Consider the following 20,645-nt stretch of genomic DNA (forward strand, 5'->3'; position numbering starts at 1 on the left):
GTTTGAGGCCGTTAAAATTGGGGCATGTCTGCCGATTTTGCCTCCACTCAGCTTTCGCATCATTTTTTGATTGCCATGCCCGGACTGGAGGACCCTACATTTGCCAAGAGTGTGGTGTACGTGTGCGAGCACTCTGAGCGGGGTGCCATGGGCTTGATCATCAACAAGCCCGGCGATCTCAGTCTGAAGCATTTGTTCGAGAAAGTCGAGTTACCCCTGCAGCGACAAGACCTTTTGCAATGCAATGTATTGCATGGTGGCCCGGTCCAAACAGAACGTGGCTTTGTGTTGCACGATCCCGTGTTGGAAAAAGATTCGGTGGATTCAGAAAATTCAAACACAGAAGCAGTCGCCACACCCAATTCCATCTACGCCTCCACCCTCAGTGTGCCTGGCGGGTTGGCCATGACCACTTCCAAGGATGTGCTTGAAGCCCTGGCAAATGGTTCAGGTCCCCAGCGCGTGGTGGTCACATTGGGTTATGCCTCGTGGGGCGAAGGCCAATTGGAATCTGAAATTGGTGAAAACAGCTGGCTCACAGTGCCTGCCGATCCTGCGGTGATTTTTGACACACCCATTGAGCAGCGCTACGACAAAGCCCTCAGCCTCTTGGGCTTGCAAGCGTGGATGTTGTCGTCAGAGGCGGGTCACGCATGAGCCTGGACCAGGCGCTCTCTGTGCCTGCGTCGCAGCAGAGTTTTTTAGCTTTCGATTTTGGTCTCAAGCGCACCGGCGTGGCCGTGGGCAATCGCATGCTGCGCCAAGCCACACCCCAAGCCACCGTGGTGGCGGAAGGTGATGCACGATTTGCGCACATCGAGAAACGCATCAAAGAATGGGCGCCCGATGCTTTGGTCGTCGGGGTGCCTTTTCATCCCGATGGGGCCTCCCACGAGAACACCCTTCGCGCACAAAAATTTGCGAGACAACTTCGGGGACGTTTTGGTTTGAACGTCTACGAAGTGGACGAACGTTACAGCACCACCGAAGCCATTTCGGCCGGTGCCAAAGATGCCGATGCTGCGTCGGCTTGCATCATTTTGGAACAATTTTTAAGGAGTCTGCCTTGAGTGCATTGGCTTTGAATGCAGAGGCGCTGTACAGCGAACTCTTGTGCGGTGTGCGAACCATGTGCACCTCTGAAACCCGCTTGGTGGGCATCACGTCGGGCGGCGCTTGGTTGGCCGAGCGTCTGCAAAAAGATTTGGGCTTGAGCGGCAAGCACGGCAGCATTTCATCGGCCATGCACCGCGATGATTTTGCGCAACGCGGCTTGTCCTCCGGCGGCCAAACGCAACTGCCGTTTGAGATTCAAGGCGCCGATGTGCTGATCTTGGACGATGTGCTCTACACCGGCCGCACCATTCGCGCCGTCATCAACGAGTTGTTTGACTACGGCCGTCCGGCCAGTGTGCGATTGGCTGTTCTGGTCGACCGCGGGGGTCGGCAGTTGCCCATTCAAGCCGATTACGCAGCCGCGCGCGTGGCTTTGCCCGACACCCAATCCTTGGCGCTGGCCCGCTTGGCCAATGGCGAGTTCAGCTTTGAAGTACAAGAAGACAACAGCACAGCAGGGAAAAAATAAGAATGCTCTACAAACGAAATCCCCAACTCAACAAAAACGGTGAACTGATTCACTTGCTGTCCACCGAGGGTTTGTCACGCGACATCCTCACGCACATCCTCGACACAGCCGCTAACTTCGTCAGCGTCAGCGACCGCGAAGTGAAGAAAGTGCCTTTGCTGCGCGGAAAGAGCGTCTTCAATTTGTTCTTCGAAAACAGCACGCGCACCCGCACCACCTTTGAAATTGCGGCCACGCGTTTGTCGGCCGATGTGATCAACCTCGACATTGCACGCTCATCGGCATCCAAAGGCGAATCGCTGCTCGACACCATCGCCAACTTGTCGGCCATGGCGGCCGATATTTTTGTGGTGCGCCACTCCGAGTCGGGCGCGCCTTACCTCATTGCACAGCACGTGGCACCCCATGTGCACGTGGTCAATGCCGGTGACGGCCGACACGCACACCCCACACAGGGTTTGCTCGACATGTACACCATTCGCCACTACAAAAAAGATTTCGCCAACCTCACCGTGGCCATTGTGGGCGACGTGTTGCATTCGCGCGTGGCGCGCTCCGACATTCATGCACTCACCACCTTGGGCTGCGCCGAAGTGCGTGTGGTGGGTCCGCAAACGCTGGTGCCGTCTGACATGGCGCAAATGGGCGTGAAGGTGTTCCATAACTTGGAAGAAGGCATCAAAGACTGCGATGTGGTGATCACCTTGCGCTTGCAAAACGAACGCATGAGCGGTGCCTTGCTCCCCTCCAGCCAAGAGTATTTCAAACGCTTTGGCCTCACGCCTGAAAAGTTGCAACTGGCCAAACCTGACGCCATCGTGATGCACCCTGGCCCGATCAACCGCGGTGTGGAAATTGACTCTGCGGTGGTGGACGGTCCGCAAAGCGTGATCTTGCCGCAAGTGACATTTGGCATCGCGGTGCGCATGGCGGTGATGAGCATCGTGGCGGGCAACGAAGCCTAATCCGCAGAAGTCGAAGAAGAAAGACAACAGACCATGAAAATTTTGATCCAAGGCGGCCGCGTCATCGACCCCACCAGCAAAACCGACACAGTGGCCGATGTCGCCATCTCGGCCGGCAAAATTGTGGCGATTGGCAAAGTGCCCGCAGATTTTCAAGCGCAAAAAACCATCGATGCCAAAGGCCTCATCGTGATGCCAGGCTTGGTGGATCTGTCGGTGCGACTCAAAGAGCCTGGCCATGAACACGAAGGTATGCTCGACTCCGAATTGGCCGCTGCTGTTGCGGGGGGTGTGACCAGCTTGGTGTGCCCACCCGATACCGATCCAGTGCTCGACGAGCCAGGCCTGGTTGAAATGCTTCGCTTCAAAGCAGAGAAACACCACCGTGCACATGTGATGCCTTTGGGTGCACTCACACGCGGCTTAAAAGGCGAAGTGCTGACTGAAATGGTTCAACTGACAGAAGCGGGTTGCGTGGGTTTCAGCCAAGCCGAAGTGGCGTTGGAGAACACTCAAGTTCTTCAGCGCGCGCTGCAATACGCCAACTCCTTTGGTTACACCGTGTGGCTGCGTCCCCAAGAATTGCATTTGGGCAAAGGCGTGGCTGCAAGCGGCCCATTGGCTACGCGCATGGGTTTGTCCGGCGTGCCTGTGGCCGCGGAGACCATTGCCTTGCACACCATTTTTGAATTGCTCAAAAGCATCAAAGCCCATGTGCACTTGTGCCGCATCAGCAGCGCTGCTGGCGTGGCCTTGGTGCGTCAGGCCAAAGCCGAAGGATTGCCCATCACGTGTGATGTCAGCATCAACTCCTTGCACCTCACCGACGCCGATGTGGGCTACTTCGACAGCCGTGCGCGCGTGTCGCCACCGCTGCGTCAACAGCGCGATCGCGATGCGCTGCGCGAAGCCTTGGCCGACGGCACCATTGACGCCTTGGTGTCCGATCACAGCCCCGTCAGTGAAGATGAAAAAGCCCTGCCTTTTGCCGAAGCAGAACCTGGTGCCACCGGCCTCGAGTTGTTGCTCAGCCTGGCTTTGAAATGGTCACAAGACAGCAAAGTACCTCTGACCCGCGCCATTGCCACCGTCACCAGCGAAGCCGCACGTGTGCTGGGCAAAGACATTGGGCAATTGAAAGTGGGCGCACAAGCCGACGTTTGCATTTTGGATCCCGAAGCCAATTGGCAAGTGACCGCTGGCAATTTGCGCAGCCAAGGCAAGTTCACGCCTTTTGCGGGTTATGACTTGCCAGGGCGGGTGCAATACACCTTGGTCAGCGGACAAGTGGCCTATCAAGCCTAAGCATGCGCGCAGCCCTCAAATTGCTGCGTGGCATTTGGCACGTGTTGGTAGGGTGGGTGACCATTTATTTTCGGTTTCCACAACTGAGCCAGCAGCAACGTGATGCGCGCGTGCAAGTGTGGGCCATGCAGCTGTTGCGCATTTGGGGCATTGATCTGGAAGTGCGTGGGCAGCCTGTTGTGTCGGGTCCTGCGCTCTTGGTTTGCAATCACATCTCTTGGCTCGATATCTTGGTGATCCATGCCACCCGGCACTGCCGTTTTGTGTCGAAATCGGAGTTGCGAGATTGGCCCGTGTTGGGCACCTTGGCCACTGGCGGTGGCACCTTGTACATTCAACGCGCGCAGCGCAAAGATGCCATGCGCATGGTCAAAGACATGGCGCAAGCTTTGCGCAATGGCGATGTGTTGGGCGTGTTTCCAGAAGGCACCACGGGCGACGGCATTGGCATGCTGCCTTTCCATGCCAACCTCATTCAGTCGGCCATTGAAGCGGATGCCCCCATTCAACCCATGGCTTTGCAGTTTGTAGATTCTGCTTCGGGTCAGATCAGCATGGCTGCGCGCTACATTGACGATGACACCTTGTTGGCGTCTGTGTGGTCAACCTTGAATGCGCAAGGCTTAAAGGCCATTGTCAATTTTGGCCAGATGCAGACAGCTCAAGATCGCGATCGCAGGGCTTGGGCGCAAGACCTGCACCAAGAGGTTTTGTCACTTAAAAATAAGTGTTTTGCGGCATGATTTTTGAGTTCCGACTAAGATGTTGACGGAGACAAAAAACATGATTTCAAAAAATAGACGGCAATTGCTTTTGGCCACGGCAGCATCAACTTTGGCACCATGGTCCAATGCGCAAAGCATTTATCCCAACAAGACCATTCGCTATGTGGTGCCAGTGGCTGCAGGTGGCGGCGCCGACATGATTGGCCGCGCCACTTGTGAGCGTTTGACCAAAGTTTTGGGGCAAAGCATCATCATTGAAAACGTCTCTGGCGGCGGTGGTGCCATCGCGTGTCAAAACGTGGCCAAGAGCAACCCTGATGGCTACACCTTGTTACAGGCCTATGTGGCCACACACGGCACATCGCCCGCAACGCGTAAATTAAATTACGATGCCCTTAAAGACTTCACGCCCGTAGGCATGATTGGAACTGCACCCAATGTGTTGTGCGTCAATCCGGGCGTGCCTGCCAACGATGTCAAAACATTTGTGGAATACGTCCGCAAACAGCCTGGCAAAATTGCCTATGGCTCTGCTGGCGCTGGTTCTCTAACGCACTTGGTGGGAGAGTTGTTCAAGCAGCAGACCGGCTTGTTCATGATCCACATTCCCTACAGAGGTGTTGCGCCTGCCAACGTCGATTTAATTTCTGGACAGACGCAAGCTTTATTTCCTAGCTTGGCAGGTGCGTTGCCACACATTCGAAGTGGCAGGATGCGTCCCTTGGCTGTGACGGGGCCCAAGCGCCATGAACTGCTCAAAGATGTGCCAACCTTTGAGGAGCTGGGTTACAAGGGCTTTGATGGGCAACAGTGGTATGGCATTGTCGGCCCTGCCGGCATGCCACAAAGCATTGTCAAAACACTCAGTGAGGCACTTGCCCAAGTCTTGGCGCAGCAAGACTTCAAGGACAAACTGTCGTCTGAAGCTGTTGCACTGATGCCTTTGTCACCAGATGCTTTTGCTGCTTACATGAAGGCCGACATTGAGCGTTGGACCAAGCTTGCACGCGACAGAAAAATTGAATTAGACAGCTGAAAATTGCAGACAAATGTCCAGACTCGACCCATTGCCCCCCGAAACCACACCTGCGCTAAAAAATTACTTTGATTTTTTTCTAGGCACTTTGGGTTTTACGCCGAACAGCGTTTTGACCATGCAACGCAAACCTAAACTGGTTCAAGCCTTTGCCCAGTTAAATGCTGCCGTGATGGACCCTGAAGGCGAAGTTGATTTGGGTTTTAGACGCCTCATTGGCCATGTTGCAAGTAAGGCTTCAGGTTGTTTATATTGCCAAGCGCACACCCTCTTAGGTGCTCACAACTTTGGTGTTTCTGAAGAAAAATTGGCAGATGTTTGGCAGTATTCAACCAGCCCCCTGTTCACAGAAAAAGAAAAGCTGGCACTTGATTTTGCTTTGGCTGCTGCTTCGCAGCCCAATGCCGTCACAAATGAACTTTTTGAGCACATGAAACAGCATTGGACAGATGGTCAGATTGTTGAGATTTTGGGTGTGGTGGCCATGTTTGGATTCCTCAACAGATGGAATGACAGCATGGCGACACCTTTAGAAGATGTGCCCAATGAGATTGCAGTCAAAACTGCGGGGCAAAGAACTTGGAATGCAGGCAAGCATTTAAGATAAATGATGCTTGGCGCCTCCGACAGGAATCGAACCTGTATCTAGCGCTTAGGAGGCACTCGTTCTATCCATTGAACTACGGCGGCGGAGGCTGAATTTTAGCCTTCAAATCCATCGACAAGGGCAATATGTCCTTCTGAATTGGCCTTCCGGTGCGGCAAGATGGCTTGGTATTCAGGACTGTTGTACCAAGTTTGGGCCGCTTCTCGACTTGCAAATTCAATCACAACGCGGCGATTGCCTTGCGCTGTGCCTTCGAGTTGTGTGCAGTCACCACCCCGAACTAAATATTTTCCGCCGTATTGGGCCAATGTGGCGGGCACATGCTGCGAGTACTTGGTGTAACCCTCTGGGTTGTGAACGGTCACTTGCCCAATGATGTATGCCTTGGCCATGGTGGCTCCTAAAAGAAAATTAAACTCAAAAATTACTTGCTCATCATGCGCATCGCATCTTCCAACCCTTTGAGGGTGAGCGGGAACATGCGGTTGCTCATGAGTTGTTGAATCACAGCAATGCTTTGGCGATATTGCCAAACGCCTTGTGGCTCGGGGTTGATCCACGCAAATTTTGGGAAGGTGTGCGTGAGGCGCTGCAACCATTCAGCACCGGCTTCTTCGTTGTTGTATTCCACGCTGCCGCCGCGCTGCAGAATTTCGTAGGGGCTCATGGTGGCGTCGCCTACAAAGATCAGTTTGTAATCTTTGTTGTACTTGCGCAGGATGTCCCAGGTTGAGAACTTCTCGGCATAACGGCGCTTGTTGTTCTTCCACATGAAGTCGTACACACAGTTGTGGAAGTAATAAAACTCTAAGTGTTTGAACTCTGCCTTGGCCGCCGAGAACAATTCTTCCACGCGAGCGATGTGATCGTCCATGGTGCCGCCCACGTCCATCAGCAACAAAACTTTCACATTGTTGTGACGCTCTGGAATCATCTTGATGTCCAGGTAGCCCGCATTGGCTGCTGTTGAGCGAATGGTGTCTGGTAAGTCGAGTTCTTCAACAGAGCCTTCGCGCGCAAATTTGCGCAGACGGCGCAAAGCCACCTTGATGTTGCGGGTGCCCAGTTCTTGGGTGTCATCGTAATCGCGGTAGGCGCGTTGTTCCCACACTTTGACCGCGCTGCGTTGACCGCCTTTGCCGCCAATGCGAATGCCTTGGGGGTTTTGACCGCCATTGCCAAAGGGCGAGGTGCCGCCTGTGCCAATCCATTTGTTGCCACCTTCGTGGCGTTCTTTTTGTTCTTCGAGACGCTTCTTCAAGGTCTCCATCAGCTCATCCCAGCCCATTTTTTCAATGGCGGCTTTTTGTTCGGGCGTAAGTTCTTTTTCTAAGATTTTTTGCAACCATTCCAAGGGCACTTCCTTGGTGAAGTCGGTGAGCATCTCAACGCCTTTGAAGTAGGCGCCAAAGGCCTTGTCAAATTTGTCGTAGTGCTTCTCGTCCTTCACCATGATGGTGCGACTCAAGTGGTAGAAGTCGTCAATGCTGCAGGCGTCTGAAGCAGGGCCCACCACGTTGGCTTGCAATGCTTCTAAAACGTTGAGGTATTCGCGCACAGACACCGGCAATTTGGCGGCACGCAGGGTGTAGAAAAAATCGATCAGCATGCTTCAGGCCTCGCGCGAACGACTGAGTTGGTAATCCAAGTGCGCTTTCACTGAAGGCCACTCGGTGTTCAAGATGCTGTAGACGCAGGTGTCACGCAGGGCGCCTGCTGCATCGGGGTGATGGTTAATTTGATGGTTGCGCAAGACGCCATCCAACTTGGCGCCCAAGCGCTCAATGGCGCGGCGGCTTTGTTGGTTGAAGAAATGCGTTCTAAATTCAACCGCATTGCAGTGAAGATGCTCAAAGGCATGGGCCAACAGCAGGCGTTTGCATTCTGTGTTGACGGGTGAGCGTTGCACACTTTTGCGATACCACGTGGAGCCAATCTCAACACGCAGGTTGGCCGCATCGATGTGCATGTAGGTGGTCATGCCCACAGCCTTGCCGTTCACCATCACGGTGAAGGGCAGCAAGCTGCCTTCCTTGTGTAAATTCAAGCGCCGCGCAATTTCATCGGCCATTTTTTCTGGCGTGGGAATGAAGGTGTACCAATGGCGCCAAAGCTCGCCATCCTTCACGGCTTCGACCAAATCGTCATGGTGCGACGCGTTCAAAGGTACCAACTCAGCATGTTTGCCTTGAAGGTGAACCGTTTGCGTGAATGCGTTTGGTGTGCTCATCATTTGTCTTTCGATGAGCTGTTGCCTGAGGCATCGTTTGCTTCATCTGATCGCGAGGCCGCTTGATGCGCTTGCCATCGCCTGGCCAATTGCAAACCCAAGCCACCGCCCAAGCCCACCAACACAATGCCGCCAATGCTGTCGTTGCCGTAGCCTGCTGCAAAAATGTTCCAGCCAAGCAATTGCCCAGCCCAAAAGCCCAGCAGCGCCCCACCGACAAAGCCGACAGCGTCTGACAAACCTTCAGCGAGCAAATTGCGTGACATGTTTTAGCGGTTGCGTTGGTTCATGAACACCAGCTTTTCAAACAAGCTGACGTCTTGCTCGTTCTTCAGCAAGGCGCCCACCAGTGGCGGCACACTAACTTTTTGGTCGGCACTTTGCAAGGCTTCCAAAGGAATGTCTTCTGCCACCAACAGCTTGAGCCAGTCGAGCAACTCGCTGGTAGAAGGTTTCTTTTTGAGGCCAGGCAAACCGCGCACATCGTAGAAATTTTTCAACGCAACCGTGAGCAATTCTTTTTTCAAATTGGGGAAGTGCACATCCACAATTTGCTTCATGGTGTCGGCTTCAGGGAACTTGATGTAGTGGAAGAAGCAGCGGCGCAAGAAAGCGTCGGGCAATTCTTTTTCGTTGTTGGAGGTGATGAATACCAAGGGACGTGTTTTGGCTTTGATCAGCTGACGTGTTTCGTAGCAATAAAACTCCATGCGATCGATTTCGCGCAGCAAGTCATTGGGGAACTCGATGTCGGCCTTGTCAATCTCGTCAATCAAAATGGCCACAGGCTCTTCAGACGTGAAGGCTTGCCAGAGCACACCCTTGATGATGTAGTTCTCGATGTTCTTGACTTTTTCATCGCCCAATTGGCTGTCACGCAAACGGCTCACGGCGTCGTACTCGTACAAGCCTTGTTGCGCTTTGGTCGTGGACTTGATGTGCCACTGAATGAGTTTCAATCCCAAGGCTTCAGACACTTCCTCGGCCAACATGGTTTTGCCCGTGCCGGGTTCGCCTTTGACAAGCAAAGGGCGCTTCAAGGTGATGGCCGCATTCACAGCCAATTTCAAATCTTGCGTGGCAACGTAGTTGTCGGTACCTTGGAATTTCATAATGAACTAGATGGAGTGGTTAAGCTTGTTTTGATTGTGCGCGAGAACACCCGCTTGAGGATTAGGGTTCACCGCTTGGAATGTCGCTTCAGTGACCGAAAATCAATCCTGGGTGGCGTGCCTTTGCACGCAGTCGATGTAAACCTGACCATCGGGCATGCGTCCCGATTTTTGGCTTTCGTAAATCATGCGGCCGAGGCACTCCATGGTGGCGTGATGCGCCTCGTGCAAGGAGTTCCTTTTGTGGGTGAGCAGTTCCACCGCCTGACGGATGCCCCGGGGCTGGTCAATGCTGCACTGCTCGCTGATGGACAGGTGCATGGACAAATGTAAAAAAGGATTCTCTTTGTTGGGATCCACGTTCAACATGCTGGCCAAGGCGGCATCAACGTCCGCGAAGTCGGCGTGGTATTCGGGATGCTCGTCAATCCACTGGCTGGCCAGAATTTCAATGGGCTCTAGCGTGGCGCCTGAACGGGCTTTGGCATAGGTGCCACAGAAGAATCTGCGCACATCGGCTTGGGAAGGTTGTATCAGCATGCCAACATTGTCTCCGAAGGGCTTTGCGGCCAAAGCTTAGGGTCAATTCCGACTTGAAATTAGCCCAAACATGCACTATATTGCATGATTCATCAAAACCTCAGTCCAACTTCAAAGAGCCACCATGAGTTCCAACATCACCCAAGCCTTCATTTGTGACGCCATTCGCACGCCCTTCGGCCGTTATGGCGGCGCCTTGTCCAGTGTTCGCACCGATGACTTGGGTGCCATCCCCATTCGTGCCCTGATGGCGCGCAATCCGCAAGTGGATTGGGCTGCTGTCACCGACGTGTTGTACGGCAACGCCAACCAAGCCGGCGAAGACAACCGCAATGTGGCGCACATGAGCAGCTTGCTGGCAGGTTTGCCCATTGAAGTGCCAGGTGCCACCTTGAACCGTTTGTGCGGTTCTGGTTTGGACGCCGTGGGTTCTGCCTCACGTGCTATCAAATCAGGCGAAGCCGGTTTGATGATTGCCGGCGGTGTGGAAAGCATGAGCCGCGCACCCTTTGTGATGCCCAAAGCCGAGTCTGCTTTCAGTCGCGCCAATGCGGTGTATGACACCACCATCGGCTGGCGCTTCATCAACAAATTGATGAAAGAAAAATATGGCGTGGACTCCATGCCCGAGACCGCCGAAAACGTGGCCACCGATTACAAAATTGAACGCGAAGCGCAAGACCGCATGGCCTTGGCCAGCCAAATGAAAGCAGTGGCTGCACAAAAAGCTGGCCACCTTGCTCGAGAAATTACCCCTGTCAGCATTCCTCAGAAAAAAGGCGATGCCATCGTCGTGGACACTGACGAACATCCCCGCGAAACCAGCCTCGAATCCTTGGCCAAGCTCAAAGGCGTGGTGCGCCCTGATGGCACCGTGACAGCGGGCAATGCCAGTGGCGTCAACGATGGTTCATGTGCCTTGTTGCTGGCCAACGAAACCATGGCGGGAAAGTACAGCCTGACACCCAAAGCCCGTGTGGTGGGCATGGCCACTGCTGGCGTGGCACCGCGCGTGATGGGCATTGGCCCCGCACCTGCCACCTTGAAAGTATTGGCGCAAACAGGTTTGACCCTGGATCAAATCGATGTCATTGAATTGAACGAAGCCTTCGCAGCGCAAGGCTTGGCCGTGCTGCGCATGTTGGGTTTGAAAGACGACGACGAGCGCGTGAATGCTTGGGGTGGCGCCATTGCCTTGGGTCACCCCTTGGGTGCCTCGGGTGCGCGTTTGGCCACAACCGCCGTGAACCGTTTGCATGCCACCGGTGGTCGCTATGCACTGTGCACCATGTGCATTGGCGTGGGCCAGGGCATTGCCGTGATTCTGGAACGCGTCTAAGGATTTTCACATGACAACTAGCCTCTCAACCCGTGCAGCGTGGTACGAAAAAAATGGTGAAGCCCGAGACGTCATGATTTTGGGTTCACTGCCACTCAAAGCGCTGGGCAGAGGTGAGGTGTGCGTGCGTTTGGCCACCTCGGGTGTCAATCCTTCCGATGTGAAGTCGCGCCGTGCACGGCCCTTGACCGACCCTTGGGTGGTGCCGCACAGCGATGGCGCTGGTGTGATTGAGGCTGTGGGTGAGGGTGTTTTAAACCAGCGCGTGGGCGAACGTGTTTGGATTTGGAACGCGCAGTGGCAACGCCCGCACGGTACGGCTTCTGAAGCCATCGTAGTGCCTGAAGCGCAAGCTGTGAAACTGCCCGACAACACCGATTTTGCAGCGGGTGCTTGTATGGGTATTCCAGGTTTGACAGCTGTGCATGCAGTGCATTTGGCAGGCGACGAAAATTTGCGTGGCAAAAAGGTTTTGGTCACTGGCGCATCTTCTGCGGTGGGGCATTACGTCACGCAAATGGTGACGCTTTATGGTGGTCAGGTCATTGGCACTGTGGGCTCCGAAGAAAAAGCCGCGCATGCCAAATCAGCGGGTGCTGTTGAAACTATTTTTTACAAAACAGAGCCAGTGGTCGAGCGCTTGAAAGCCTTCAGCCAAGGACGAGGTGTTGATGTCATCATCGACATGGACTTTGCCACGGCATCTCAGTGGGTCACCACCGGTGGCTTGGCGCCCCATGGCCAATTGATCGGTTATGGCTCCAACGTGGTGGGCGATATTCCTTTGACCTTCCGTCCCTTGTTGTTCAATTCAATTGGTCTGAAATTTTTCTTGGTCTACGACTTGCTGCCTGCAGATCGCACATGGTGTGTCAATCGCCTGAATGAATTGCTGGCCAGAGGTCAGTTACAACACACCATTGGTGCCCGATTTACGTTGGACCAAATTGTGAAAGCGCATGAAGCCGTTGAAGCAGGTCAATTAGGCAATGTGGTGATTGATCTCTGAGACAAAGCTGGTTAGAGTGCGGGCTATGAAAACATTTCAAACCCTCAAAGAACTCGCGGCTTGTGTTGGTCAAACGGTGGCTGTTTCGCCATGGACCGAGATTACGCAAGAACAAGTCAACATGTTTGCCGAAGCAACAGGCGACCATCAATGGATTCACATCGATGTGGAAAAAGCCAAGGCCGGCCCCTTTGGTGCGCCCATTGCACATGGTTTTTTAACCCTGTCTTTAATTCCCAAGTTGTCTCAAAGCGCCATCAAAATTGAAGATGTGCGCATGGGTGTGAACTACGGTTTGAACAAAGTGCGCTTCACGTCGCCTGTGCCTGTGGGCAGCAAGGTGCGCGGTCACATGAAATTGCTAGATGCTGTGGCCATTGATGGCAACGGCATGCAGTTCACATGGGAGATGAAGATTGAGCGTGAGGGCTCTGAGAAGCCAAGCTGCATTGCCGAATCTTTGGCACGCTATTACGTTTGATGCAGGAAGTTAAACGCCAAGGCGTTTAACTTTGAAAGCCATTCTGGCGCCAAGCTTCGTAAGCCACCACGGCCACACTGTTGGACAAATTGAGACTGCGCTGGCCCTCGAGCATGGGCAGTTTCAATCGGTTCGCAGGCGCAAAACTCTCGCGCAACTCGGGCGCTAAGCCCCGAGTTTCTGCGCCAAACACAAACCAATCGCCCGCTTGAAATTGCGTGTCTTGCACAAAGCGCGTGCCCTTGGTGGTGAGCGCAAACATGCGCGCCGCATCGGGCTTTTCTGTGGCCAAAAAAGTGGCCCAGTCGGCATGGCGCTTGACCTGTGTGTACTCGTGATAGTCCAAGCCCGCGCGCCGCATGTGCTTGTCTTCCATCGAAAAACCCAAGGGCTCAATAAGGTGTAAGGCGCAGCCCGTGTTGGCCGCCAAGCGAATGACGTTGCCTGTGTTGGGCGGGATTTCGGGTTCGACTAAAACTATGTGAAACATAAGTCGCTATTGTGCTTCGGAATTGGCGCAGCTTGAACAGGCGTTCACACTTCTGTACGCGCAAACACCAAAGCTTTCACCGATTGAACGCCTGCTTGCTTCAAGACTTGCGCTGCCGTGTTGAGGCTGACGCCGCTGGTCATGACATCGTCCACCAGCAGCACATGTTGCCCTCTGAGGGACGCTGCGCGCAATGGCGATACAGCCAAAGCACCTGCCAAGTTGAGAAGTCGCTCAGACCTTTTAAGGCTGCTTTGCCGTGCTGTGTGCCTAAGCTTGAGCAAGGTCAAAGCTTGGGTTTTGTGCGGGTTCAAAGCTTTGGCCAAAAGCAAGGCCTGATTGAACCCGCGCTCGGCCAAACGCTGTGCAGACAAAGGCATGGGCAGGATGACATCGACTTGCTCTAAGACATCTTCAACCCCAGGGGCACTTTGCATCAGCAAGGCCAAAGCGCGGGCCCAAGCCGAATCGTTTTGAAATTTGAATTGCGCCACCAGTTGCGTCCACGGCCAAGCATAGGAAGTGGCGGCCCAACAGGCGTCTAGCGCGGGAGGGCTTTGAAGGCAGCTGGAACATTGCCGAGAGGCATGGTTGGGGCCGGTATGAACGGCATTCCAGGAAGAGACGGGAAGGGCCAAAGCGCATTGTGAGCAACGTCTTTGGGGCCGTCCAAATGCACTGACGCAGGCGTGGCAAATGGGGATGGCAGGCCAAGCTTTGCAAATTGCACATTGGCTGGGAAGGTTAATCACGAACCAATATACTTCTGGACATCGCTTGTGACCCTTGCACAGGCTTGCCAGGGGGCCTTCATTGCCCTGCATGGCGCAAATTTTCAAACGCTGCTGTCTGCTCTTTTAACAATCACATGGCCCAAGAACGCCCCCCCAGCCTAGACCCTGTCGCCGCAAGTCGCTGGGCGATGCTGCCGTTGGCCAAAGGCAAGCAAGCGCGCTCGCTCAGTTCGCCTTGGTTGCACGAAGAAGTGGCGCGCCGCATGGAAGAGCGTTTGGCCTTCATCACTTTGCAACCTCAGTCGTGGGTGTGTTGGGACCCCGTGCGGGCAGGCCTGAATGCCTTGGCTTTGCTAAAACAGCGTTATCCCAAGGCCAAGGGCTTTTTGAAAGCGCAACGGCCCAGCGAAGCCGCGCAAGTGCAAACATGGGCACGCAAGCCATGGTGGCAGCCAGCCGCTTGGTTTGAATCACGTTTGCAAACCACCCAATTTGCAGACCACAGCATCGACTTGGTGTGGGCCAACATGTTGTTGCACCAAGCTTCGCAGCCAGAAGCTTTGCTGGCGCAGTGGCATCGTGCCTTGGCGGTCAATGGTTTTGTGATGTTTTCTTGTTTCGGTCCCGATACCCTGATCGAGTTGCGCGCGGCTTATGCGAAAGCTGGCTGGCCCATGCCAGCGCATGAATTCACCGACATGCACGATTGGGGTGACATGTTGGTTCATGCGGGCTTTGCCGAGCCCGTGATGGACATGGAAAAGATCACGTTGACTTATGCAAACCCAGACAAATTGCTGGAAGATTTGCGCAGCATGGGCCGCAATTTTCACGTGGACCGATTTGACGGCTTGCGAGGCAAAGTTTGGTTGAAGCAACTTCACTCAGTTTTGTTAAGCCTGGCTAAACCTGATGAAGACGGCCGCTTGGCTCTGAGCTTTGAAGTGGTCTATGGACATGCCCTTAAACCACAACCCCGATTGAAAGTGGCTTCCGAAAGTCAAATCGGTTTGGACGACATGCGCCAAATGCTCAAGCAACCGCGCGCACCGCATTAATCAGAATCCACCCCCACCATGACCGAAGTCGATCTGTACAACCTGAGTCCCACCGCACGTTTGTTGTGTGTGGGGTTTTTCATTGCCGTGGTACCACTGTTGTTGACCCTGTACAAAAACCGAGGTCGCAATGTAAATTCAAAAATGCGCGCCTTGGTGGTGCTCACCTTGTTCCTCACCTTTGACCTGGTGATGTTTGGCTCGTTCACGCGCCTCACCGACTCTGGTTTGGGCTGCCCCGACTGGCCAGGATGTTATGGCCATGCCAGCCCCATTGGTGCCGACGATCACATCGATGCGGCCGTGGCGGCCATGCCCACGGGTCCCGTGACGCACAACAAAGCGTGGATTGAAATGATCCATCGCTATTTGGCCATGTCGGTGGGATTTTTGATCTTGGTTTTGGCTGTGGTCAGCACCTGGCAAAAATTCAAAGGTCATGTGGCTGAAAAAGACGCTTGGCAGGTTCGCCCCTTCTGGGCTTGGTTAACTTTGGTGTGGGTGTGCATGCAAGGGGCCTTTGGTGCATTGACTGTCACCATGAAATTGTTCCCCGCCATCGTCACACTGCACTTGCTGGGCGGAATTGGTTTGTTGGTGCTGCTAAGTGCGCAAGTGGCGTGGGTGCCTTCTGTACAACGCGAAGTCATGTCGGCGCGTTTGCGCGCCATGCTGTGGTTAGCAGCCGTGTTGCTGGTCATTCAAATTGCTTTAGGCGCTTGGGTCAGTACCAATTACGCTGTGTTGGCTTGCACCGGTTTCCCAGATTGCAATGGCCAATGGTGGCCCGCTTGGAATGGTGCTGCATTTCAAATTTGGCGTCATCTAGGTGTTGACGCGGCAGGTCAGAATTTGCCTTTTGAAGCCTTGCAGTCGGTGCACATGGTGCACCGCTTGATGGCCTTGGTCGTGTTCACTTACGGCGCATTCATGCTGTGGTCTTTCAAGCGCAATGGTGTTTTAAAAGATTTGTCGCGCTGGCTGGCTGCTTTGCTGGCGCTGCAATTTTTGACAGGCTTGTCCAATGTGGTGTTGGATTGGCCTTTGTTGGCAGCCGTGGCGCACACGGGTGGTGCGGGTGCTTTGATGATGGTGTTGACTTGGATGCTCAGCTGCACGCGAGCCCCTGGTCGTTGATGGAGCGTTAAGAGATGAACATGATTGCCAAACTACTGACAAGCCTTGCTTTGGTTCTAAGCTTGGGTGCTTGCAATGAACAAAAAATGTCTTTCCATGGCGTTGACATCACAGGTGCAGACTACGCCAAAGAGTTGAACCTCACCGATCAGAATGGTCAAGCACGCACTCTTAAAGATTTTGCCGGCAAGGTTGTGGTGGTCTTCTTTGGCTACACACAATGCCCGGATGTGTGTCCCACCACCATGCAAGAGCTGAGCGATGTGAAACGTTTGCTGGGTGCTGATGGTGATAAGTTGCAAGCCGTGTTTGTCACGGTCGATCCAGAGCGTGACACCACCGAATTGCTCAAGGCCTATGTTGAAAACTTTGACCCTAGCTTTGTGGCGCTCAGGCCCACGCCAGAGCAATTGCCAGCCATTGCCAAAGAATTCAAGATTTACTTCAAACGGGTAGAAGGCAAAACACCCACCAGCTACACCATGGACCACTCTGCGGGGAGCTATGCGTTTGACACGCAAGGCCGTGTTCGCTTGTTCAACCGTTATGGCTCTGGCGCCAAAGTGTTGGCCGAAGATTTCAAATGGTTGCTGAAATAAAAAAGAGGGCCTAGGCCCTCTTTTTCATCTGCTGATTGCAGCTGATTAAGCTTCAGCGTATTCGGTCAAAGCTGCCTTCATCTTCTTCATGGCCGCCACTTCAATTTGGCGAATGCGCTCGGCACTCACGCCAAACTCATCGGCCAAGTCGTGCAGTGTCATGCCACCCGAGCCATCGTCGTTCACTTTGAGCCAACGCTCTTCCACAATTCTGCGGCTGCGTTCGTCAAGGGACGCCAAAGCAGTGGCAATCCCATCGCTGGCCATCATGTCGCGCTGGTGCGCTTCAATCATGGCGGTGGGTTCGTGGTGCGCATCGGCCAAGTAAGCGATGGGACCGTAGGCCACTTCGCCATCATCGGACGGCGCAGGGTCGAGCAGCACATCGCCGCCTGACATGCGTGTCTCCATTTCCATCACTTCTTCGCGTTTGACATTCAGGTCTTTGGCCATGCTGTCAATTTGCGCTGCGGTGAGGGTGTCGCGGTGCGTACCTGTGGCTTCATCGGCTTCGGCTTTGAGGCCTTGCTTCATGGAGCGCAAGTTGAAAAACAATTTGCGCTGTGCCTTGGTGGTGGCCACCTTGACCATGCGCCAGTTCTTCAAGATGTACTCGTGAATTTCAGCCTTGATCCAGTGCATGGCGTAGCTCACTAAGCGCACGCCCTGATCGGGGTCGAAACGTTTGACGGCTTTCATCAAACCGATGTTGCCTTCTTGAATCAGGTCGGCATGGGGCAGGCCGTAGCCCAAGTACTGACGTGCCACAGAAACCACCACGCGCAGGTGCGAGAGCACCAACTTACTGGCGGCTTCGAGGTCGTTTTCGTTTTTCAGTTTGCGCGCAAACTCTTGCTCTTGCTCGGGGCTGAGCATGGGCATGCGGTTGACCGCAGAGATGTACGCATCAAGGTGCCCCAATGAAGGCACGACGGCCCATGGGTTCTTCAGGGCCAGTGCTGTGTCGGGGGATCCAGTCAGGTGTGTCATTCCAGAACTCCTATCCATAATGGACCGGATTTTAGCACTCTCTTGTGAAGAGTGCTAAATATATAACTTATTGATTTTGTTGATATTTATCAATAGACCGGAGGAGAAATGAGGTCTTGCATGGCCTCAAGGGGAATCAGGGCGCCGCGATGCTGAATGACCCTTGCGGCCACTTTGTTGCCAAATTCTGCCGATAAAAGGGCGCTTTCTCCAATGAGGCGGCGGCTCAAAAAGCCTGCGGCAAATGAATCCCCAGCAGCGGTGGTGTCGATCACGCGTTCAACCCGTTCGGTGGCGATGCTTTGCCAAGGGGCGTCTGGCGTCTCACGAACCAAGGTGCTGTCTGCGCCGCGCTTGATCACCAACTCTGGCACTTCGAGTGCCTGTGCATGGCGCAAGGCATCGTCTAAATTGACATGACCAAAGACCGCTTGGTGGTCGTCCAAGGTGAGCATGGCGGTATGGCAAACGTTCAACGCTTCAAGGTAAACCTGCTGGGCCACTTGCAGGCTGGGCCAAAGCTTAGGCCTGAAGTTGTTGTCAAACGCCACACGACAGCCTAAAGCGCGAACTTTTTGCAGCATGCTGAAAAGCCGCTTGCGAGAAGCATCGTCCAGAATGGCCAACGAGATGCCACTGAAGTAAATGCAGTCATAGTTGAGCGCGTTTTTTTCCAAGTCAGTTTCGGGTGCTTGAAAGTAAGCGCGAGCGGCGCTGCTTTCTCGCCAAAAGTGAAAACTGCGTTCACCTTGGTCGTCCGTTTCAATCAGGTACATGCCTGGCAACTTGCCGTCAATTGATTGAATGGCATTGAGGTTGAGGCCCAAGGCTGTCCATGCCTGCTTCAGTTGTTGGCTGAGCGGATCAACACCTAAGCCTGTGGCATAACTGACTTCAATGGCTTTGGAGGATGCGCAGCGGCGTAAGTAGACCGACGTGTTGAAGGTGTCGCCGCCATAAGACAACACGCAGGGTCCAAAGCCATTGGCTTGAACTTCCAACATGCATTCGCCAATGGCGATGAATTGAAGGGGTTTGCGCACTTCCATCTTTCAGCCGTCACTCGCCGTGGGGTGCGACTTTGACAAAGGCTCCGCCTTGGTACAAAGCGGCCTTGTCATGTCGATCGATGTGTGGCTGTCTTGCTTCCACTTCGTGCCTGAACACGTCGGATGAATCCAGCGCACGGTAACCAATGTGTTTGGCATGGGTGTTGTCCCACCAAGAGGTTTGGTTGTCGGACATGCCAAAGATGATGGTGTGGCCCACGATGGGGGCCGTGAGCGCCGCTACGACCAAACGCTCCAGGTCGTCAAAGCTGATCCATGTGGACAACATGCGGCGGTCTTTGGGGGCGGGGAGTGCAGAGCCAATGCGAATGCTGACGGTTTCGATGCCCCAACGGGCCCAATACATTTCGGCCAAGTCTTCGCCAAAGGCTTTGGACAAACCATAAAAACCATCAGGCTTGGGTGGCATCTTGGTGTCAATGACTTCGTCTTGCTGGTAAAAGCCTGTGACGTGATTGGAGCTGGCAAAGACAATGCGCTTTGTGCCTTGAAGGCGTGCGGCTTCGTACAAGTTCACCATGCCCACAATGTTGCTCGCCAAAATGGGTTCCCAGGCTTGCTCGGTGGAGATGCCGCCCAAATGCACAACGGCATCAACGCCTGAGAGCAAGCTTTGCATGTCGGATGCATTGGCCAGATTGGTGATTTGCACTTCTTCGCCAAGTTGCGCCGCACCCAGATCTTTTTGATCGCTGACACGCAGTACATCGCAATAAGCTTTGAGGCGTGGCCGCATTTCTTGGCCCAATTGCCCCGCGGCACCTGTTAGCAACAATCTTGGAAAAGTGAGTGGGGAAGCTTTGGGCTTGAGCATGATGACGTTTTTGAAATGGAAGTGATCAGTCTTTGAAGCTTTGCGCCAAGGCAGTCGCACTGTCACGCAGCACGTTTTGATCGGCGCCCACCGCGACAAACATGCAGCCTTGCGCCACATAATGTTGAGCCAAGGCCACATCACCCGTGAGGATACCAGCCGCTTTGCCGCAGGATTTGATGCGTGCAATGGCTTGGTCAATCACCTTCAACACGTCAGGGTGCTTTGGGTTGCCCAAATGGCCCAAGGCTGCGGACAAGTCACCGGGGCCAATGAAGACACCATCGACACCTTCTACGTTGGCAATGTCTTCTAAGTTGTCCAAACCTTGCAGTGTTTCGACTTGCAGCAACAAGCAGAGTTCATTGCCATTGAGCTTGGCGTAATCTTTCACGCGGCCGTAGTTGCTGGCGCGTGGCGCGCCTGCATAACCGCGAACACCCTGCGGTGGATAGCGCGTGTAAGAGACCGCATCGCGCGCTTCTTGCGCGGTTTGAATGTAGGGTACCAGCAAGTTTTGAACGCCGATGTCGAGCAGGCGTTTGAAGGTCACCATGTCGTTCCAAGGGGGGCGCACGATGGGCGTGGCTGTGCCGCCTTTCATGGCTTGCAGTTGCGCCAAAATTTCGCTGAGGTCGTTGGGCGAATGTTCCATGTCCAGCAGCAGCCAGTCGTAGCCGCAATGGGCCAAGATTTCAATGCTGATAGGGCTGCACAAATGTGACCACAGCCCAATTTGTTTTTGACCGTTTTGAATGGCGTGCTTGAATTTGTTGTGAATGCTTTGCATGGTGTGGACTGTTGAGAGTTTGCAAAAAT

At 54.0% G+C, this 20,645-nt stretch carries 26 protein-coding genes and 1 tRNA gene; 14 read left to right on the forward strand and 13 right to left on the reverse strand.

What is annotated here, in order from left to right; genetic code table 11:
- The first annotated feature begins 24 nt into the window (after window positions 1-24).
- The 8 genes from B9Z46_RS05785 to B9Z46_RS05820 all read left to right on the forward strand — a co-directional run bounded on the left by B9Z46_RS05785 (window position 25) and on the right by B9Z46_RS05820 (window position 6,223).
- Window positions 25-657 carry a YqgE/AlgH family protein gene (locus B9Z46_RS05785; protein WP_108254952.1) on the forward strand — a complete coding sequence of 211 codons (633 nt, stop codon included), beginning with the start codon at window positions 25-27 and terminating at the stop codon, window positions 655-657.
- Entirely contained in the window at window positions 654-1,070 is a 417-nt protein-coding gene (gene ruvX / locus B9Z46_RS05790; RefSeq protein WP_055361410.1) for a Holliday junction resolvase RuvX, read from the forward strand. The genes B9Z46_RS05785 and ruvX overlap by 4 nt, the downstream gene beginning before the upstream one ends.
- On the forward strand, window positions 1,067-1,585 hold the full coding sequence (gene pyrR, locus B9Z46_RS05795; RefSeq protein ID WP_108254953.1) for a bifunctional pyr operon transcriptional regulator/uracil phosphoribosyltransferase PyrR: 519 nt from the start codon (window positions 1,067-1,069) through the stop codon (window positions 1,583-1,585). Before ruvX ends, pyrR begins: the two co-directional genes overlap by 4 nt.
- A 2-nt stretch (window positions 1,586-1,587) precedes the next feature.
- On the forward strand, window positions 1,588-2,550 hold the full coding sequence (locus B9Z46_RS05800) for an aspartate carbamoyltransferase catalytic subunit (RefSeq protein WP_108254954.1): 963 nt from the start codon (window positions 1,588-1,590) through the stop codon (window positions 2,548-2,550).
- A gap of 33 nt (window positions 2,551-2,583) precedes the next feature.
- Window positions 2,584-3,855, forward strand: coding sequence for a dihydroorotase (locus tag B9Z46_RS05805; RefSeq protein WP_108254955.1), 1,272 nt, complete (start codon window positions 2,584-2,586; stop codon window positions 3,853-3,855).
- Between the two features lie 2 nt (window positions 3,856-3,857).
- Window positions 3,858-4,598, forward strand: a complete 741-nt coding sequence (locus B9Z46_RS05810) for a 1-acyl-sn-glycerol-3-phosphate acyltransferase (RefSeq protein WP_108254956.1) — start codon at window positions 3,858-3,860, stop codon at window positions 4,596-4,598.
- Between the two features lie 40 nt (window positions 4,599-4,638).
- Complete coding sequence (locus B9Z46_RS05815; protein WP_108255731.1) at window positions 4,639-5,616, forward strand: tripartite tricarboxylate transporter substrate binding protein; 978 nt, start codon at window positions 4,639-4,641, stop codon at window positions 5,614-5,616.
- A 118-nt stretch (window positions 5,617-5,734) separates the two neighbouring features.
- Entirely contained in the window at window positions 5,735-6,223 is a 489-nt protein-coding gene (locus tag B9Z46_RS05820; protein ID WP_233245932.1) for a carboxymuconolactone decarboxylase family protein, read from the forward strand.
- 8 nt (window positions 6,224-6,231) lie between these two features.
- Here B9Z46_RS05820 and B9Z46_RS05825 read toward each other — a convergent pair.
- The 7 genes from B9Z46_RS05825 to B9Z46_RS05855 form a co-directional block, all read right to left on the reverse strand.
- Window positions 6,232-6,306 (reverse strand) — tRNA-Arg (locus tag B9Z46_RS05825).
- 12 nt (window positions 6,307-6,318) lie between these two features.
- The gene (locus tag B9Z46_RS05830; RefSeq protein WP_055361404.1) at window positions 6,319-6,615 is read right to left on the reverse strand and encodes a DUF1330 domain-containing protein; all 297 of its coding nucleotides are present in this window, start codon (window positions 6,613-6,615) and stop codon (window positions 6,319-6,321) included.
- Window positions 6,616-6,647: 32 nt separating this feature from the next.
- The gene (locus B9Z46_RS05835) at window positions 6,648-7,832 is read right to left on the reverse strand and encodes a VWA domain-containing protein (RefSeq protein WP_055361403.1); all 1,185 of its coding nucleotides are present in this window, start codon (window positions 7,830-7,832) and stop codon (window positions 6,648-6,650) included.
- Between the two features lie 3 nt (window positions 7,833-7,835).
- Entirely contained in the window at window positions 7,836-8,453 is a 618-nt protein-coding gene (locus tag B9Z46_RS05840) for a GNAT family N-acetyltransferase (RefSeq protein ID WP_108254958.1), read from the reverse strand.
- Window positions 8,453-8,719, reverse strand: coding sequence for a hypothetical protein (locus B9Z46_RS05845; RefSeq protein WP_055361402.1), 267 nt, complete (start codon window positions 8,717-8,719; stop codon window positions 8,453-8,455). The genes B9Z46_RS05840 and B9Z46_RS05845 overlap by 1 nt, the downstream gene beginning before the upstream one ends.
- Before the next feature lie 3 nt (window positions 8,720-8,722).
- A complete protein-coding gene (locus B9Z46_RS05850) occupies window positions 8,723-9,565 on the reverse strand; it encodes a MoxR family ATPase (RefSeq protein ID WP_055361401.1) in 843 nt (280 codons plus the stop codon).
- Window positions 9,566-9,667: 102 nt separating this feature from the next.
- On the reverse strand, window positions 9,668-10,102 hold the full coding sequence (locus B9Z46_RS05855) for a DUF1841 family protein (protein ID WP_199220576.1): 435 nt from the start codon (window positions 10,100-10,102) through the stop codon (window positions 9,668-9,670).
- 139 nt (window positions 10,103-10,241) lie between these two features.
- Between B9Z46_RS05855 and pcaF the strand changes: the two genes are divergently transcribed.
- From pcaF to B9Z46_RS05870, 3 genes are read left to right on the forward strand one after another with little or no spacing between them, the layout of a single operon-like run.
- Entirely contained in the window at window positions 10,242-11,444 is a 1,203-nt protein-coding gene (gene pcaF, locus B9Z46_RS05860) for a 3-oxoadipyl-CoA thiolase (protein ID WP_108255735.1), read from the forward strand.
- Window positions 11,445-11,454: 10 nt separating this feature from the next.
- On the forward strand, window positions 11,455-12,453 hold the full coding sequence (locus B9Z46_RS05865) for an NADPH:quinone reductase (protein ID WP_108254959.1): 999 nt from the start codon (window positions 11,455-11,457) through the stop codon (window positions 12,451-12,453).
- Between the two features lie 25 nt (window positions 12,454-12,478).
- Window positions 12,479-12,934, forward strand: coding sequence for a MaoC family dehydratase (locus B9Z46_RS05870; RefSeq protein WP_108254960.1), 456 nt, complete (start codon window positions 12,479-12,481; stop codon window positions 12,932-12,934).
- 25 nt (window positions 12,935-12,959) lie between these two features.
- Here B9Z46_RS05870 and trmL read toward each other — a convergent pair whose 3' ends face one another.
- Both trmL and B9Z46_RS05880 read right to left on the reverse strand, forming a co-directional pair.
- Window positions 12,960-13,424 carry a tRNA (uridine(34)/cytosine(34)/5-carboxymethylaminomethyluridine(34)-2'-O)-methyltransferase TrmL gene (trmL, locus tag B9Z46_RS05875; RefSeq protein WP_108254961.1) on the reverse strand — a complete coding sequence of 155 codons (465 nt, stop codon included), beginning with the start codon at window positions 13,422-13,424 and terminating at the stop codon, window positions 12,960-12,962.
- A 44-nt stretch (window positions 13,425-13,468) separates the two neighbouring features.
- Window positions 13,469-14,062: a ComF family protein gene (locus tag B9Z46_RS05880; protein ID WP_369907415.1), complete on the reverse strand. Its 594-nt coding sequence runs from the start codon at window positions 14,060-14,062 to the stop codon at window positions 13,469-13,471.
- 230 nt (window positions 14,063-14,292) lie between these two features.
- On the opposite strand from B9Z46_RS05880, the gene B9Z46_RS05885 reads away from it, so the two are divergent.
- Genes B9Z46_RS05885 through B9Z46_RS05895 form a run of 3 tightly spaced genes read left to right on the forward strand, consistent with a single transcriptional unit; the run spans window position 14,293 to window position 16,952 of the window.
- Window positions 14,293-15,216, forward strand: coding sequence for a class I SAM-dependent methyltransferase (locus B9Z46_RS05885; RefSeq protein ID WP_108254963.1), 924 nt, complete (start codon window positions 14,293-14,295; stop codon window positions 15,214-15,216).
- Window positions 15,217-15,234: 18 nt separating this feature from the next.
- Entirely contained in the window at window positions 15,235-16,353 is a 1,119-nt protein-coding gene (locus tag B9Z46_RS05890) for a heme A synthase (RefSeq protein WP_108254964.1), read from the forward strand.
- A 20-nt stretch (window positions 16,354-16,373) separates the two neighbouring features.
- On the forward strand, window positions 16,374-16,952 hold the full coding sequence (locus B9Z46_RS05895) for an SCO family protein (RefSeq protein ID WP_108255737.1): 579 nt from the start codon (window positions 16,374-16,376) through the stop codon (window positions 16,950-16,952).
- 45 nt (window positions 16,953-16,997) lie between these two features.
- On the opposite strand, the gene rpoH is transcribed toward B9Z46_RS05895, so the two are convergent.
- From rpoH to B9Z46_RS05915, 4 genes are all read right to left on the reverse strand, one after another.
- Window positions 16,998-17,942: an RNA polymerase sigma factor RpoH gene (rpoH, locus tag B9Z46_RS05900; protein WP_108254965.1), complete on the reverse strand. Its 945-nt coding sequence runs from the start codon at window positions 17,940-17,942 to the stop codon at window positions 16,998-17,000.
- 89 nt (window positions 17,943-18,031) lie between these two features.
- Window positions 18,032-18,991, reverse strand: a complete 960-nt coding sequence (locus B9Z46_RS05905) for a sugar kinase (protein ID WP_108254966.1) — start codon at window positions 18,989-18,991, stop codon at window positions 18,032-18,034.
- A 10-nt stretch (window positions 18,992-19,001) separates the two neighbouring features.
- The gene (locus B9Z46_RS05910; protein WP_108254967.1) at window positions 19,002-19,826 is read right to left on the reverse strand and encodes an NAD(P)-dependent oxidoreductase; all 825 of its coding nucleotides are present in this window, start codon (window positions 19,824-19,826) and stop codon (window positions 19,002-19,004) included.
- 25 nt (window positions 19,827-19,851) lie between these two features.
- The gene (locus tag B9Z46_RS05915; protein WP_108254968.1) at window positions 19,852-20,616 is read right to left on the reverse strand and encodes an HpcH/HpaI aldolase/citrate lyase family protein; all 765 of its coding nucleotides are present in this window, start codon (window positions 20,614-20,616) and stop codon (window positions 19,852-19,854) included.
- Window positions 20,617-20,645 lie beyond the last annotated feature (29 nt).

Origin of the sequence: Limnohabitans sp. Hippo4 (assembly GCF_003063605.1) — a bacterium.
GTDB lineage: Bacteria > Pseudomonadota > Gammaproteobacteria > Burkholderiales > Burkholderiaceae_C > Limnohabitans_A.